Origin of the sequence: Streptomyces sp. NBC_00988, from assembly GCF_045162645.1 — a bacterium.
Taxonomy (GTDB): Bacteria; Actinomycetota; Actinomycetes; order Streptomycetales; family Streptomycetaceae; genus Streptomyces.
Window position 1 is genome coordinate 806,405 of the sequence record NZ_CP108730.1, and the last position, 15,896, is coordinate 822,300.

At 69.8% G+C, this 15,896-nt stretch carries 10 protein-coding genes; all 10 read right to left on the reverse strand.

The features are described from left to right. Positions 1-4 precede the first annotated feature (4 nt). The 10 genes from OG496_RS03785 to OG496_RS03830 all read right to left on the reverse strand — a co-directional run bounded on the left by OG496_RS03785 (position 5) and on the right by OG496_RS03830 (position 15,820). The gene (locus tag OG496_RS03785) at positions 5-1,576 is read right to left on the reverse strand and encodes a DUF4038 domain-containing protein (protein WP_405969554.1); all 1,572 of its coding nucleotides are present in this window, start codon (positions 1,574-1,576) and stop codon (positions 5-7) included. Continuing rightward, positions 1,573-4,125, reverse strand: coding sequence for a beta-glucosidase (locus OG496_RS03790; RefSeq protein WP_405969555.1), 2,553 nt, complete (start codon positions 4,123-4,125; stop codon positions 1,573-1,575). Before OG496_RS03790 ends, OG496_RS03785 begins: the two co-directional genes overlap by 4 nt. After that, complete coding sequence (locus OG496_RS03795) at positions 4,122-6,302, reverse strand: beta-galactosidase (RefSeq protein ID WP_405969556.1); 2,181 nt, start codon at positions 6,300-6,302, stop codon at positions 4,122-4,124. The genes OG496_RS03790 and OG496_RS03795 overlap by 4 nt, the downstream gene beginning before the upstream one ends. Before the next feature lie 58 nt (positions 6,303-6,360). Continuing rightward, a complete protein-coding gene (locus OG496_RS03800; protein ID WP_405969557.1) occupies positions 6,361-7,866 on the reverse strand; it encodes a glycoside hydrolase family 43 protein in 1,506 nt (501 codons plus the stop codon). Then, a complete protein-coding gene (locus OG496_RS03805) occupies positions 7,863-8,807 on the reverse strand; it encodes an ATP-binding cassette domain-containing protein (protein WP_405969558.1) in 945 nt (314 codons plus the stop codon). The genes OG496_RS03800 and OG496_RS03805 overlap by 4 nt, the downstream gene beginning before the upstream one ends. After that, positions 8,804-10,645, reverse strand: coding sequence for a dipeptide/oligopeptide/nickel ABC transporter permease/ATP-binding protein (locus tag OG496_RS03810; RefSeq protein ID WP_405969559.1), 1,842 nt, complete (start codon positions 10,643-10,645; stop codon positions 8,804-8,806). The genes OG496_RS03805 and OG496_RS03810 overlap by 4 nt, the downstream gene beginning before the upstream one ends. After that, positions 10,642-11,583 (reverse strand): ABC transporter permease, encoded by a 942-nt coding sequence (locus tag OG496_RS03815; RefSeq protein WP_405969560.1) that lies wholly within the window; start codon positions 11,581-11,583, stop codon positions 10,642-10,644. Before OG496_RS03815 ends, OG496_RS03810 begins: the two co-directional genes overlap by 4 nt. An 89-nt stretch (positions 11,584-11,672) precedes the next feature. After that, positions 11,673-13,202 carry an ABC transporter substrate-binding protein gene (locus OG496_RS03820; RefSeq protein ID WP_405969561.1) on the reverse strand — a complete coding sequence of 510 codons (1,530 nt, stop codon included), beginning with the start codon at positions 13,200-13,202 and terminating at the stop codon, positions 11,673-11,675. A 412-nt stretch (positions 13,203-13,614) separates the two neighbouring features. After that, positions 13,615-14,610, reverse strand: coding sequence for a LacI family DNA-binding transcriptional regulator (locus tag OG496_RS03825; protein ID WP_405969562.1), 996 nt, complete (start codon positions 14,608-14,610; stop codon positions 13,615-13,617). A gap of 172 nt (positions 14,611-14,782) precedes the next feature. Next, positions 14,783-15,820: a hypothetical protein gene (locus tag OG496_RS03830; protein WP_405969563.1), complete on the reverse strand. Its 1,038-nt coding sequence runs from the start codon at positions 15,818-15,820 to the stop codon at positions 14,783-14,785. Between the last annotated feature and the right edge of the window lie 76 nt (positions 15,821-15,896).

The following is a 15,896-nucleotide window of genomic DNA, read 5'->3' on the forward strand; positions in this document are numbered from 1 at the left end:
GGGATCAACTCCGGCTCGGGTCATGGCAGATGTACACCCGTGGGGCTCCGCCCTCGTCGGGTACGGGATCCGCGGCCGTGGCGCGCACGCCCTCGCGGACGGTCTCGCCGGTGCGGGGATCGACCACCCGGTACGGGAGCGGGACGTTCTCCGGGTCGGTGATGAACAGTGGGCCGCCCTCCTCGGCGTAGCAGAGGTACAGCACGCCGGGGACGGACAGGCCCCGGGGCGCCAGGGCGGAACGCCAGTCCGGTCGCATGTCCGTCAGGGGAAGGCCGTCGAGGATGCGGGAGATCAGCCCGACGTGCCGCGAGCCCTCGAAGTGCAGTGCCTCGCGCCAGCCGGCGTCCTCGGCGAGGAAGAACTCCTCGTGGCCGGGTTCGGCGGCGTGCAACCGCCACTGCCACAGGCTCGCCGCACCGTAGACCACGCCCATCGTGCCGCCGGCGCAGACGTTGCTCCAGGCCTCGTGTCCCTGCCACCAGCCCGCGGCGCGGCCGGGGCGGCCGGTGTTCTCGTACGTCGGTTCGGCGTTGGCGACCGCCTTGGCGGGGGTGTTGCGCCACATGTCGGCGACCCGTTCCTGGACGTGCCCGCCCATGTGGCCGGTCTGGCACCACTGGAAGTGCAGCCAACTCTCGCTCTGGTGGGCGGAGTTGTCGGCGTGCGGCCGGTAGTGGATGCCGCAGGGCTGACCGTAGGCGTCCCAGCGGCCGACCTCCGCGCCGCCCGCCGCGATCTGCGGTTCGTGGCCCTCGCCGTCGGCGCCGACCAGGTAGACGACGGGGGCGGCGCCGTAACGGGCCACCAGATAGCGGCAGTAGCGCGCGTACTCCTGCGGCGGCACCACCGGACCCGCCACCCGCAGGCCCTTCCAGCCGAACCCGTGGAAGAGCGGCTGGAGTACGGGGACGATTCCGTGGTCGCGCAGGATGCCGATCAGCCGGTCCAAGTACTGGAAATAGGCCGGGTTGAGCACAGTGACGTGCCCGGTGGGCAGGTCCTCGAAGCCGACGTCGAACCCTTCGTCCACGGTGCGGTCGCGCGGTCCACGCGCGTCCATGTCGGGCTGGACGCTCATCAGCAGGGCCGCGTTGAAGCCCTTGGCCCGCCGATCGGCGGCGTACTCCGTGACCTGCTCCTCGGTGGCCCGCCAGGGCAGGGCCCAGGCGGTGTCGCCGACCAGCAGCGCGGGCGTCCCGTCCGCGTGCACCAGGCTGCGTGCGCCGGGCGACATCCGCCAAAAGCCGTACCGGTGAAAGGAGTTGGCGTCGTCCGCGACGGGGCGTACGACGAGCGTTCCGCCCTGCCCGGACAGTCCTTCGTCGGCGACTGAACTGCCGCTGAGCCAGGTCCAGCGGCCATCCGTCTCTGGGGAGGCGAACCGGACCTTCCAGACCCGGCCGCCGTCCCAGAAGGCGGGGCGGCGCAGGACGGTGCCGGATTCGTGGGTGAACTCGGCCCATACGTCGATGTCGGTGTACGGATTGGCGTAGTCGCGGGTCCCGGTGAGGGTGATCTCGGTCTGTCGCCAGGGCGCGACCACCGGGTCCGCTTCCGGCCGTGTATCACTCATGAGGTGCCGACGGCGATGTCGGCGGCCAGCGGCAGGGTCGTCGAGGACGGGCCCGCTTGCAGGGTGAAGATCCCCAACTCGACTGCCCAGCCACCCACTTCGGTGTCCCAGTGCTCGAACGCCCGCGCGTCCACGGTGACCGTCGCGACGGTCTCTTCGCCGGGTGCCGCCTCGACTACCGCGAACCCGGCGAGCCAGCGGAGCGGGCGCTCGACGGCACCGCCCGGGCGGCCGGCGTAGACCTGCACGACCTCCTTGCCGTGCCGGGTGCCGCTGTTGCGTAGGCGCACTTCCACGGTGAGACCGGCACCGGACGGCACCTCGCTGGGGGCCTCGATCGAGACGTAGTCCCAGGTGGTGTAGCCAAGTCCGTGGCCGAAGGCGTAGCGGGGCGGCTGGGAGCCGGTGCGGCCGTCGCCCCGGTAGCCGATGAACAGCCCTTCGTCGTAGGTGAGTACGCCGTCGATCGGTTCGGTGGCGGGTAGTCCCTGTTCGGACGCGGGCCAGACGGTCGGCAGCCGGCCGCCCGGCTCCGCGACGCCCAGCAGGACGTCGGCGAGCGCGTTGCCGAACTCCTGGCCGGGGAACCAGGCGAGCAGCACCGCCGCCACCTCCTCGGACCACGGAAGCAGCACCGGAGCACCGGAGTTGACCACCACGACGGTACGGGGGTTGGCCTCGGCGACCCGGCGGACGAGTTCGTCCTGCCGGCCGGGCAGTGCCAGGCGGTCGCGGTCGAAGCCCTCGCTCTCGACCTCTTCCGTGGTGCCGACCACGACCACGGCGACGTCGGCCTCGCGGGCGAGTGCCACGGCCCGCTCGATCTCCTCGTCGTCGCTGCCGTGCGGCGGCTGGAGGTTGAGCTGGAACATGGTGATCGCGTCGCCGAGGGCCTCGTCCGACGAGTGGACGTCGTAGGTGACCATGTCGTGGGTGACTGTGTCGTGGGTGAGGACGACTTCCGTCTCCTCGCCCTCCGCCAGAACGACGGTGTGCAGACGTTGCGGCGGAGTCATCAGCCCCTCCACCAGGTCGGCACCAGGCGGGAGTTGGAGGCGTACGTCGAACACCTCGGACCCCGCGACGGACAACCGGAAGCGCCCGATGCCCGACCCGCCGATCGCGTACCGGCCCGCGTCGGTCGCGCGGATCACGGTGCGTATCTCCACCCGGGCGACCTGACCGGTGGGCACGCCGGGGCCGTAGGACCCCATCCAGGTGTAGGCGCCCCCGGCGCGACGCTCGGACCCGAGCGGGGTTCCGTCCTCGGAGAGGAAGTTCACCTGCACGCCCTCGCCGGAGCCGTCGGGGTGACGGAGGTAGGCAAGTGCCGCCGCGGGTACGCGGGTTTGCGGGGTGACACCGACGCCGTGGGTGACCTCGACGTCGTCGCCCAGAGCGGCTCGGATGCCGTCGAGGGGCGAGACGGTGTAGGGCGGGAAGACGGTGGCGCTGCCTCCGCCGAGAGTTCGGGCCACGGCGGCGTTGGGGCCGAGGACGGCGACCCGGTTCAACTTGGCACGGTCCAGCGGGAGTTGGGCGTTCTCGTTGCGGGCCAGTACGAATCCGGCGGCGGCGGTCTCGCGCAGTTGGGCCGCCACGGACGCGGCGTCGTAGTGGGGCGGGCGGGCGGTGGCGGGTATGCCGCTCAGCGCGCCGACCCGAGCGGCGAGGCGCAGTAGTCGTAGCACCTTGTCGTCGACGAGCGACTCGTCGACCTTGCCCTTGCGTACGGCGGCGACCAGCGCGTCGCCCCACGGACCGATCGGGCCGGGCATCACCAGGTCGAGGGCGGCGCGAGCGGCCGGTTCGGTGGTGCGGGCCGCGAACCAGTCCGACATCACCAGGCCGTCGAAGTCCCAGTCGTCGTGCAGTACTTGGCGCAGCAGCGGGCTCTCGGTCATCGGGTGCCCGTTGACGCCGTTATAGGCGGCCATGACCGCCCAGACCCGGCCCTCGCCGACGATCCGCTCGAACGGCGCCAAGTACAGCTCACGCAGGGCGCGTTCGCCGATCCGCGCGTCGAGCGTCATGCGCTGGGTCTCCGAGTCGTTGCCGACGAAGTGCTTGGCCGTGGCCGCGACACCGCCGCCCTGGACGCCTCGGACGTAGGCGACGCCGATGCGGGCGGTGAGCAGGGGGTCCTCGCTGAAGCACTCGAAGTGCCGTCCGCCGTAGGGGGTTCGGTGCAGGTTCACGGTGGGGGCGAGGAGGACGTCGACACCCTTGGCGCGTGCCTCGTGGGCGAGGAGCCCGCCGAGTCGTTCGATCAGCGACTCGTCCCAGGTGGCGGCCAGTGCGGTGGGCGAGGGCACATTGGCGGAGGGGCTGCGTTCGTCCCACAGCTCGCCACGGACTCCGGCGGGTCCGTCCGAGACGACCAACCGGCGTAGGCCGACGGCGGGTTCGGGGTGGAGGGACCAGAAGTCGGCGCCGGTCAGCAGCCTCACCCTCTGCTCCAGGGTGAGCGCACCGAGGCGCCTGGCGAGCTCGGCTTCGTCGACGGCGGAAGGGGTGGAGGGGGCGTCGGTGGTGGGCTGCCGGGTCACGGCGTCCTCCTCGGTGAAGGTGAAAGTGAGGGTGCAGACGAAGGTGAAGGTGAAGTGGGGTCGCCGTCGCGTTCGATGAGCAACCGGACGTCCCAGGGGCCGAGTTCGAGCGCGGTTCCGGCGGCGAGGGGCTCACCGGTGAACAGGTCGCGGACGTCCACCGGCAGGCGGTAACCGACCGGATCCCAGGCCCAGTTGTGGATGAAGCGCAGGACGGCGCCGTCGGCGGTGGTGGCCGATGTACAAGTGACGGACGCGGGCCGGTCCTCGCGCCAGGCGTCGGAGGGGAGCGAGACCGCGGTGACCCACTCGGCGAGGCTGCGCGAGAGTTCGCGGTCCGGGACGGTGCCGACGTACGTAACGCGCCCGTCGCCGTACTCGTGCGTGGTGACGGCGGCGAACTGACCCAGGTGCCGATGGTCGTACCCGGCGAGGACGGTGGCGCCCTCCGCGATCAATCCATCGGCCCAGGCGGTGGCGTGCCCGTGCAGAGCTGGGCCGTTCGTGTCCCCCTGGGTGATCGTGACCGGGGTCAGCACATTGGTGAACTCCTGGTAGGACGCGCCCGTCGCGGGCCGCAGCACTCCGGGCATGACCGTGTGCCGGGCGACAGCCTCCTCGTCCGCGTAACCGGTGCGCGGAGTGAGGACGAGATGGCCGCCGGCTTCGGCGTACCGGCGCAGCAGATCAAGCGTCGCGTCGTCCGCGATGTACAGCGCCGGGACGACAAGCACCGGCCACCGGTCCACCAACTCCTCCGGGCTGGAGGGAAGTTGCTCCGGGGAAACGATGTCGACGGACAACCCGACATCGAACAGCCCCCGGTAGAACGCGGCGACGATACGGTCGTAGGACTGCGGATCACCGAACCAGGCTGGGGTGTTGCCCCTGAGCGGCGCCATGAACTCCATGGCCCAGCGGCTGTCGGCGGACAGCAGCATCGCGACGTCGCTGCGGGGCCGTAGGCCCTCGATCGCGGTGCCGGCCTGCTTGAACTCCCCCGCGATTGCCGAGAGTTCGTCGTACGTCCGGCCGGGTTCCAGGCTGTGGCCGAGGATGCCGCCCCAGTAGGTCTCGGCGCCGTAGTGCAGGGAGTGCCAGTGCCAGTACTCGATCATCCTGGCGCCGCGCGCGACCATGCTCCACACGGCCTGGCGGGCCTGGCCGCGGTAGAGGGGGAAGTTGTCGGCGGAGCCGCCGATCGAGGTGGCGTTGGTCTCCATGACGAGGAAGGGTTCCTGGCGGATGCCGCGTGCCATGTCGTTCTGGAGGTAGAGCCAGGCGGGTCCTGACCAGGCGACGAAGAACGGATACAGGCCGCCGTCCGGCTCGTCGGGCCCCGGAAGGGCCAGCCCGTCTTGCGTGGCGTAATAGATGTTCGCCCCGGCGATGTCGAGGGGCCGGCCGATCGTCGAGATGTCCAGGCCCTGCTGGCCGAGGGCGACGCAGGTGGTGACGAACTGGTGCTCCGGTACGAGGCCGCGGACCAGCTCGGCGTGCCAGGTGATGTATTCCTGCGTCAGCTGCGATTGATAGCGGCGCCAGGCGAGGTCGTACGACGGGGTGGAGTTGCCGTCGGGGGTCCATAGGTCCGCCCAGTCCTGCAGGCGGTGGGACCAATAGGTCAGCCCCCAGCGGCGGTTGAGGGTCTCGACGTCGCCGTAGCGTTCGCGGAGGTGGTCGAGGAAGCCCTGGAACACAGAGTCGTTGTGGAAGAGCCGCAGTCCGGGTTCGTTGTCGACCTGCCAGCCGATGACCGCCGGGTGGTCGGCGTAACGCCCCACGATCCTGCGGACCAGCCGCTCGGCGAGATGCCGGAAGGCGGGGTGCGAGTAGTCCGCGTCCTGCCGCATGCCGTACGGGATGGGCTGCCCGGTGCCGGAACGGGCCGCCGTCTCCGGGTACTTGCGGCGCAGCCAGGGCGGGACGGCGTAGGTCGGGGTGCCCACGATCGCCTTGATGCCCCGGTCTTGGGCGGCGTCGAGCACCGGTTGCAGCCAGTCGAGTTCGAACTGGCCCTCGCGGGGTTCCCAGGTCGACCAGACCGACTCGCCGACCCGGATGACGCTGAACCCGGCCTCGGCCATGAGATCGAGGTCCTGCGCGAGCCGCTCGTAAGGCTGGTACTCGGTGTAGTACGCGGCTCCGAAGAGCATGTGTGGGGAGGAAGTGCCCATACGGTGCTGGTGACTTTCTCTCAGGTGCCGGTCGGCTGTCGTTGACGGGGCGAAGGCGTCAGTCCTCGCCCCGGTACCTGAACTGGTCGAAGGCGACGGTCCCTTCGGCGGCGTACATGCCGACGACTCGGCCCGTGAAGGACGCGGCGGTCTCCGCGGAGACGTAGCGGCCGTCGAGCGCGGCGAGTTCGACTGGTCCGCTGTCGGTGTCGGTGTCGGTCTCGACGGACAGGCGGACCATGTCGGGGCCCAGGGCGTCGAGGCCCATGCCCCTCACCGGCTCGGTCTCGATCCGTACGGTCACCGGTCCCGGCCCCGTGGGAATCGGCTGCTCCCAGGTCTGGCACATCCCGCCCACCCGAGCGCGGGCGCGGGCGATACCGGCGCCCACCTCGATGTCGTAGTGATGGCGTTCGTCGATCCGCAGGCTCAGGCCGCCGACTCCCCCGGTGCTGTCCACCCGGACCGAGAAGGCGGCCGACTGGTGCTGCTGGCGCCGGCCGACGAACCGTGGCCGCGGGTCGTCCATGGTGGAGCCGTCGGCGTGTACGACGAGGTGGCCCGGTCGTTCGGTGAGTGAGGACCAGTCGGCGGCCGGTGTCCGTATGGAGAGCCATTCCGGGCCGAGTTGGGAGCCGGTGAAGTCGTCGTGGTGCTCAACTGGTTCGGTGGGCGGGGTCAGTTGGACCGGCTGTACCACCGGCCAGCCGTCAACCCATTCCAGCGAGGCGCTGAACGTCTCGCGGCCCATGGGAGAGAACGCCCTCGTCAGACCGCCGGGCCGCATCCCCAGCAGGAAGAGTGCCCAGCCGCCGTCCGGAGTGCGTACGAGGTCGGCGTGACCGGTGTTCTGGACCGGACGCGCGGTGCTACGGGCGCTGAGTACAGGGTTGGCCGGGCAGCCCTCGAAGGGGCCGTCGGGACGGGTGCCGCGGGCGATGCTCACGGAGTGGCCGCGTTCGGTGCCGCCCTCGGCGATCAGGAGGTACCAGGTGCCGTCGATCTCGTAGAGGTGCGGCGCTTCGGGGAACATCAGGCCCGTGCCCGACCACAACGAGCGGGGTTCTTCGAGGGGTTGGCCGGTTTCGAGGTCCATCCGGACCTGTTGGATTCCCAGGTGCTCGCCGGCGCGGTCGCCGTCGAGTTGGAGACCCGAGTACGTGACGAAACAGGTACCGTCGGCGTCCCACGCGAGGTCCGGGTCGATGCCCGGCACGCCCTGCATGACGATGCCGTCGGACCAGGGGCCCTCGGCCCGTTCGGCGGTGAAGATGAGACTGCCGCGGCCCATCGCGTCGGTGACGACCAGCCAGAAGCGGCCGTCGTGGAACCGGATGGTGGGCGCCCAGGCGCCGCCGAGTGTGGGGACCTTCTCGACCGCCAACTGCCCAGGCCGGGTAACGACGTTGCCGATCTGCTCCCACCGCACCAGGTCGCGGCTGTGGAACAGCGGTACGCCGGGGAGGTACTCGAAGCTGGAGCAGGCGAGGTAGTAGTCGGCGCCGACGCGGGTGATGCTGGGGTCCGGGTGGAAGCCGGGGAGGACGGGGTTGGGCAGGGTCATGCTCGGTCTCCCGACGTCGAGGCGGTCGTGGATACGGCTGTGGAAGCATCCAGGGACGCAGCTGTGGCCTCGGCCAGCCGTCGGCGCTCGGCCCGGCGTTCCGCCTGCCGCTGCGGGTCCGGCACCGGCGCGGCGAGCAACAGGCGCTGGGTGTACGGGTGTTGGGGTTCAGCGGTGACGGTGGCCGCGTCGCCGGTCTCGATGATTTCTCCGCCGCGCATGACCGCCACCCGGTGGCTGATGTGCCGGACGACGGACAGGTCGTGGGTGACGAAGAGGTAGGCGACGCCGGTGCGTTCCTGGATCTCGACGAACAGGTCCAGTACCCGGGCCTGGGTCGACAGGTCCAGCGCGCTGACCGGCTCGTCGCAGACGATGACGCGCGGGTCCCGGGACAACGCCCGTGCGATGGCGATGCGTTGGCGCTGTCCGCCGGAGAACTCCCTCGGCAGCCGCTCCCCCGCGTCGACGGGCAACCGTACGTGGTCGAGCAGGTCCCTTACCCGCTTCTCGGCCTCCGTCCGAGGGGTTCCCGCGACGCGCAGCGGTTCGCTGAGGATGTCGTTCACGGTCATCGCCGGGTTGAGGGAGGTGTACGGGTCCTGGAACACCACCTGGATGTCGCTGCTCAGCGCCCGGCGTTCCTTCGCACCCAGGCCGGAGATGACCTTGCCGTCGTAGCGGACGGTGCCGGAGGCGATCGGGGCCAGTCCGAGGACGGCCCGGCCCAGCGTGGTCTTGCCCGATCCGGACTCACCGACCAGTCCGAGGGTCTCGCCCGCGCCGATGGTGATCGACACGCCTTTCAGCACCCGGAACGGCGGCTTGCGCCAGCCTTTCGCCGGGTACTCCACGACCAAGTCGTCGGCGACCAGCAGGGGTTCGACCTGGAGTGCCTTGTTCGGTGTCCCGTTCATGGCCCCGTTCAATGTCCCGGTCATGCCGGACCCTCCTGACGTCCGGTGTTCGTGACCCCTGCGGCGCTCGCCGACACGGTGCGGCTCAGGCTCAGCGCGGACCGCGGTTCGGCGTCCTCCAACGTGGAGGACAGGAGCATGCGCGTGTACGGATGCTGCGGAGCGGCGAACAACTCCGCGACGGGTGCGGACTCCACGACGGTGCCGGTCTGCATCACCGTCACGCGGTCGCAGATGTCGGCCACCACGCCGAAGTCGTGGGTCACCAGGATCATGCCCATGTTCCGTTCGCGCTGAAGGGACCGCATCAGGTCGAGCACCTCGGCCTGCACGGTCACGTCGAGGGCGGTGGTCGGCTCGTCGGCGATCAGCAGGTCCGGTTCGCAGGACACAGCGCCGGCGATGAGGACGCGTTGCGCCATACCGCCGGAGATCTGGTGCGGATAGGAGCGGAAAACCCGTTCGGGGTCGGAGATGCCGACCCGTTCCAGCAGGCCGAGCGTCTTCGCCCTCGCCTCGGCCGCCGACAGCCCGAGGTGTCGGCGTACCGGTTCGACGAGTTGGGCGCCGATACGGAAGGAGGGGTCGAGGTTGGACATCGGTTCCTGCGGGACGTAGGCGATCCGGTGGCCGCGGTAGCGGTTCATCGTGGCGCGGCCGAGCCGCCCCAGCTCCGTGCCGTCGAACTCCAGCCGGGTGGTGGTGACTTGGGCCTCCCGGGGCAGCAACCCGAGGACGGCGAAGGCGGTTTGACTCTTGCCCGAGCCCGACTCCCCGACGAGTCCGAGGACTTCGCCCCGGTGCACTGTCAGGGAGACGCCATCGACGACGGTCTTCTCGCCCTGGGCCGTCGGGTAGGCGACGGTCAGGCCTTCGAGGACGAGCAGGGCGTCGCCCGTCTCCCCCGCCTCAGCTGTGACGGGCGGTGCCTTCTTGTCAGCGGCCGGCCTACGGGTCGTAGCGCCACGCGACTTCTTCCGCCCGCCGGTCGCGCTCCCGTCGAGCGCGTCCCGCAGGGCGTTGCCCAGCAGGCCGAAGGCGGCGACGGTCACGGCGAGCGCCACGCCGGGCCAGACCATCAGGACCGGCTTCGTGTAGATGTTGCCGAAGGCGTCGTTGAGCATGGAGCCCCAGCTCGCCTGGGTCGCCGAGCCCAGGCCGAGGAACTCCAGCCCGGACTGGATGATGACGCCGAGGCCGAGCATCTGGGCGGCCTGGATGATGGTCGGCGCCTGCACTACGGGCAGGATGTGCCGGCGGATGATCCGGGCGTCCGTCAGGCCGGACACCCGTGCCGCGTCGACGTACAGCTCCTCGCGTACGGAGATCACCGAGGCGCGGATCAGCCGGAAGACGCCCGGTGACATCAGCACGCCGAAGACCGCCATGGCGAGGTAGGTGTTCTGGCCCACCGCGGACATCACGACGAGGAGCACGATGATCGCCGGTACGGCCATCAGCAGGTTGGACACCCAACTGCTCACCGCGTCGAACCACTTGCGGTAGTACCCGGCCACCAGACCGGCGGGAACACCGATCACCACGGCGACGGTCACCGCGAGCAGGGCGCCGAGCAGGCTGGTGCGGCCGCCGTAGAGGAGGCGGGCCAGGACGTCGCGGCCGACGCCGTCGCCGCCCAGCGGGTGCTTGCCGCTGATCGGGGCGAGGCTGTCGGTCAGTGAGGTGTGTGCCGGGTCCTGGCTGGTGAGGAGCGGTGCGAACAGGCTGGCCAGGGAGATGAGGGCGAGGAGCACCAGGCAGGTCACGGCCACCGGGTCGCGCAGCAGTCGGCGCAGGAGTCCGGCCCGTCCCTGTGCGGCGACAGCGGGGGCCACCGCTTCTTCGGACTGGGGAAGCGTCATCCGACACGCACCTTCGGGTTGAGCCAGCCGTATGCGAGGTCCATCAGGATGTTGACCACCACGACGAGGGCGACCATGACCACGACGACGCCCATGACCACCGGGGTGTCGCCCTGAGAACCGGCGGTGGTCGCCTGGCTGCCGATCCCGTTGAGGCCGAAGACCTTCTCGACGACCACCGCGCCGCCGACCAGGCCGATGAACTGCAGGGCCAGCACGGTCAGCGCGGCCGGGGCGGCATTGCGCAGGGCGTGCCGGAACAGCAGGCTGCGCTCGCTGATGCCACGGCTGCGGAGGGTGCGTACGTAGTCCGCGCGCAGGACGTCGACCATGGAGCCGCGCACCTGTTGGGCGGTGGCGGCGATCGCTCCGACGGAGAGCGACAGCGCGGGCAGGGTGATCGACCGGAGCCAGCCGCCCGCCGAGTCGGCCAGCGGCACGTAGCCGGTCGCGGGCAGCCAGCCCAGGTCGACGCCGATCACGACGGCGAACACCAGGGCGACCAGGAAGCTGGGTACGGCGAACCCCAACACCGCGAGCAGTTGCACCACTTGGTCCAGGGCGCCCCGGCGGACCGCGGCGGCCACGCCCAGCACCGTGCTCAGTACGGCCGACACCAGGAGCGCGGCCAGCACGATCGACAGGGTGACCGGCAGTTTGTTCTCAAGTGAGCTCGTCACGGACTCGCCGCTGAACCACGAGCTGCCGAGGTTGCCGTGCACCGCGTCCGCGAGCCAGTGGCCGTAGCGGACCACGAAGGGCTGGTCGAGCCCGAGTTCGGCGGACTTGGCGGTCACCTGCTGCTGGGTGGCGGTCTGCCCGACGATCTGGCGGACCGGGTCGGAGCCGGTGAGGCCCATCAGCGCGAAGGTCGTGGTCGCGATGACCAGGACCAGGACCAGCCCGGCGACGATGCGCCGGACCAAGAAAACGATCATCAGTCTCTCCACCTTGCCTCTCCCTGACCGGAGTTCATCGGCGGCCGGGCGGAAGCCATGTCACTGCTCCCGCCCGGTCCGACTCCCGGTCAGCCAGCGGGCTTGAAGTTGTAGATCGGCGGGACGGCGGCGAACGTCTGCGGTGTGAAGGTGACGTTCTTGGTCGTGGCGTAGGTGTTCTCCACGGAGTCCCAGGGCGCGTTCCACGCCTGGTCGACCAGGTAGGTGTTGAGCTGCTTGAACAGCGCGTCCTGGGCGGCACCCGTCGCGGACTGCGCCTTGGTGATGAGGTCGGTGACCTTCGGGTCAGAGCTGTGCAGCGGGTTCCACAGCGCGCTCTTGCCCACCTCGATCTGGATGGTGTCCCAGGGGCGGAAGGAGGCCAACGTCATGTACGACAGCGGGTACTTGCCCGCGAGGAGGGCGCTGATGAACTGGGTGACGGGGATCTTGTCGACCTTGACCTTGATCCCGATGTCCTCCAACTGCTGCACCATGGCGGCCTGTTGGTCCGGGAACACCGACGACACGTCCGGGACGGTGACCGAGAAGCCGTTCGGGTAGCCGGCCTCGGCCAGCAACTGCTTGGCCTTCGCGGGGTCGTAGGAGTACGTGGAGTCGAGTGAGCTGTCAAAGGCCGAGCCACCCGGGTTGAAGATCTGGGTCGTCGCCTTGCCCAGTCCCTGCTTCGCCGTCTTGACGATGGTGGAGCGGTCGAAGGCGTAGTTCAGGGCCTGGCGGACCCGGACGTCGCCGAGCGCCTTGACGATCTTTCCTTCGCGGTCCCAGATGTACACGCCCTCGACGTCACCGGAGGTGTACTTGGTGACGCTCAGCCCGCTGCTCTTGGCCGGCGCGACGTTCTTGGCGCTGGCCAGCAGCGCGCCGTTGACCTGCCCGGAGCGCAGCGCGTTGAGCACGGCCGTCGGGTCGGTCAGCGGCTTGAGGACGATCTTGTCGAAGAGGAAGGCGGCCTTGTTCCAGTAGCCCTGGTTGCGCACGAAGGTGTACGTACTGCCGTCCGTGGTCGCGGACTTGTCGAGGGTGTACGGCCCCGAGCCGACCGGGGTGGTCTTGATCGTCCCCGCGGCGATGGCCTTGGGGCTGGCGATCATTCCGGCCACGTTGCCGAGGTTCGGCACCAACGACGGGTCGGGGGCGGAGAGTTTGATCGCGACGGTGGTGGCGTTGACGACGTCGACGCCGGTGATGCCCTTGAGCTGGCCCGCGGCCTCGCTGGTGCCCTTCTCGGTGTGCAGCAGGTTGGTCTTGACCGCCGTCGCGTCGAGGGCGGTGCCGTCGGTGAACTTGACGCCGGTGCGCAGGGTCATCGTGAGGACCGTGCGGGCCGCGTTGTACGACCACTTGGTCGCCAGGTTGGGCTTGACGTCGGCCGTCGGGGACAGCCGGAGCAGCGAGTCGTATACGGGCTGGTAGTACTGCGTGTTGTTGCCGAGACCGGCGTCGGCCAGATCCCACGGCTGGGCCGCGACCAGGGGGGCCAGGGTGAGGGTGCCGCCGGTGGCCGCCTTGCCCGAACCGGATCCCGATCCCGAGCCGCAGGCTGCCGCGGACAACATCAGGACAGCCGATACGGCGGTCAGCGCGATTCTTCGCATGGGTGCTCCGCTGGTGAGTGGTTGACCGGACGACATCGCGCGGCGAGCCGCCCTCAAGGGCCTCGGAGGGAGTGGGAAACAAACCAGGTCCTGACGCGGCCTGGACCGTTCTTGGCGGTCAGCCGTTCCTGGCGGAAGGGGCTATATGTCCACCGTTTTTCGGTGGGTCCGAAATCAGCCACTGATACGTACAAGTGAAACGTATGCGTAACGTAGCCCCGCGCTTGGTGGACCACAAGAGCCGTGCAACAGCTTTTTGGAAAGGGGGGAATCCGGACGAACGGCGACGGACGGTGGAGCCGTGGCGTACGGGGAGCCGGGGCGATGGCGCGCGGAGAGCCGGCGCTGTGGCGCGCCGGAAGCCGGGCCTACCCGGAGTCAGTCGAAGGCACCCTGGTCAGACGGGCCCGGGTCAGGCGGACTCGCGGACGACCAGCGTCAGCGGGGTCACCTGGGGTGCCGGTGGCTGGGATTGGCCGTTCACGCCGTTGACGATCATGCGGGCGATGCGGCCCACGGCGACGTCGAGGTTGTTGTCGATCGTCGTCAGCGGCGGTACCGCGAACGGCGCCAGTTTGTCGTTGTCGACGCCGATCACGGCCAGGTCGTCAGGGGCGGCGAGGCCCACCCTGCGCATCCCCGCGAGGAGGGCGAAGGCCGTCTCGTCGTTGTAGGCGCACACCCCCGTGACGGCGGGCGCGGCCGCGTGCCACTGCTCGGCCGCGGCGGCGGCCGCCGAGATGTCGAGGGGCACGTCCAGCACGACCGGCGGTTCGAGGCCTTGCTCCTTGCAGGCGGTACGGGCGCCGTCGAGTCGCAGGTCCAGGAAGTCCCGGAGCCGGGGGTCCCCGGGAGCGGCGTAGCCGATGCGCGTGTGTCCCGTCGCCGCGAGCCGCTCGACCTGCATCGTGCCGATCAGGGTCTGGGGAACGGTCAGGACGCCGGGGGCGACCGCGGGGCCCATCCCGGCGCTGACCACGTGGATGCCGGCCGCGCGCATGCTGGCCACGTCGTCGGCGCCGACATCGAAGGCTGTCATCACGGCCGCCGGCATCAGCTCACGCCACAGCGACTTCAGCGGGGCGTGCCGCTCGCGCCGTGTGACGAGGTTCAGGCCGTGCCGTTCCAGTTCGTCGCCGAGCAGTTCGACCAGGGCGGTCAGGGTGCCGCCGACGGGAACGTCCGGAAGGAACAGCAGCACGAGATCGCTGCGGCCCAGGCGCAGGGCGCGGGCGGCGGCCGACGGCTCGTAGCCCAGCTTCACGACCGCGTCGAGCACTTTGCGCCGGGTCTGGTCGGAGATCTTCTGGTGCGACACGTCGTTCAGCACATAGCTGACCGTGGTCTGCGAGACCCCCGCCTCCTTGGCGACGTCGGTCGCCGTCACACGGCCGGTCCTGCGCGCCATGGGAGTCTCCTGTGGAAGGTCTCGGGCAGTCCTGATTGCGGAGCGATTGCGGGGCGTCGACTGAGCGGCGGGCTCTACTGAATCGTAACAGTGAGCCTGCGGGATGTCCGATACCCCGGACAGCACGGACCGTGAGAGTCCAGTGCGCACCACCTTCCGACCGACGTCGGCCTCATGTGCTGTTGTCGATGCTCCAGGCCCACAACTTCCCCGTGGCGATGCGCTTGAGGAGGGTGTTGAAGTCGGCCTTGACGGCTTCCGGGGTCTTCTCCGGCGGGAACAGGGGCTTGACGGTCTGGCGCTCCAGGGGCAGGTCCTGGGAGAGGCGGGCCTTGTAGGCGTTGTACACCGCCGCGATGTCCTTGCGGATCGTCTCGCCCTCGCCGTTGCCCAGGATCGGCATGCCGCGCACACGGTTGTCGTTCGTCGCGGCGATCGACGCCACGTCCATGAGGAAGCAGTCGATCAGGTCGGTGACGTCCTGCTCCCGGGCGCCGTCCTCCTTGTTGTGCACGTCCCGCAGCAGCAGGTCCGCCATCTCCAGGGTGACGTCGCGGTAGACGGTGTACCGCGGACTTCCGGGGATGACGCCGAGCACGTGGTCGGCCTGCTGGGCGGTGTCGGAGTTCATCGACGCGAATCCTTCGGGAACGTCCTTCCCCTCAAGACCCGGCACCGGGTACGGCATGCCCCGGAAGGTCTCCTCTTCCTCGTTCATGTTGGGGGTGGCCTGCGCCATCGGATGCATGCCGAACTCATGGCACAGCATGCCCACGATGTAGCCGATGTCGTAGTTCTCCAGGTAGTAGGAGGCCAGCGTGACGAAGACGCCCTCGGCCCCCTTGTCGACCACGTCCGCCGGCGTCTCCGTCGTCCGCTTCTCCAGCGTGATCCGACAACTCCGGTCGCCGAGAAAGGACTTGACCTTGCTGTTGGAGGCCAGGAGTTCCAGAATCCGCGTGGCCTTCCCCTGCGATTCCGGGTACTTGAGCGACACATTGGTGAACGAGATGTTCCCGTGCGACAACTTGCTCCGCTGAACCACCGCCCGCTGCACGGCCGGAGCGGGCTCGCCCGCCCGCCCGGCCCAGGAGTGACCCCCTTCGCCGAGCATCCGCACGACCCCGGCATTGCCCGCCCTGCCCTGGAGCGACAGCAACTCGTGTGAAGGCGTAGCGGTGTTGACGGTATTGACTGCGGGGCCGCTCACCGAGGTACGCCGAACTGCGGCATCCTTCGGGTGGACTTCGTCTCGGGCGTGCACGTGCTCACTTCCTGGCCGGCCT

What these genes read in the sequence shown, in the direction of transcription:
- OG496_RS03785 (WP_405969554.1), bottom strand. Translation starts at nt 1,576, where the DNA reads ATGAGTGATACACGGCCGGAAGCGGACCCGGTGGTCGCGCCCTGGCGA.
- OG496_RS03795 (WP_405969556.1), bottom strand. Translation starts at nt 6,302, where the DNA reads ATGGGCACTTCCTCCCCACACATGCTCTTCGGAGCCGCGTACTACACC.
- OG496_RS03800 (WP_405969557.1), bottom strand. Translation starts at nt 7,866, where the DNA reads ATGACCCTGCCCAACCCCGTCCTCCCCGGCTTCCACCCGGACCCCAGC.
- OG496_RS03805 (WP_405969558.1), bottom strand. Translation starts at nt 8,807, where the DNA reads ATGACCGGGACATTGAACGGGGCCATGAACGGGACACCGAACAAGGCA.
- OG496_RS03810 (WP_405969559.1), bottom strand. Translation starts at nt 10,645, where the DNA reads ATGACGCTTCCCCAGTCCGAAGAAGCGGTGGCCCCCGCTGTCGCCGCA.
- OG496_RS03815 (WP_405969560.1), bottom strand. Translation starts at nt 11,583, where the DNA reads ATGATCGTTTTCTTGGTCCGGCGCATCGTCGCCGGGCTGGTCCTGGTC.
- OG496_RS03820 (WP_405969561.1), bottom strand. Translation starts at nt 13,202, where the DNA reads ATGCGAAGAATCGCGCTGACCGCCGTATCGGCTGTCCTGATGTTGTCC.
- OG496_RS03825 (WP_405969562.1), bottom strand. Translation starts at nt 14,610, where the DNA reads ATGGCGCGCAGGACCGGCCGTGTGACGGCGACCGACGTCGCCAAGGAG.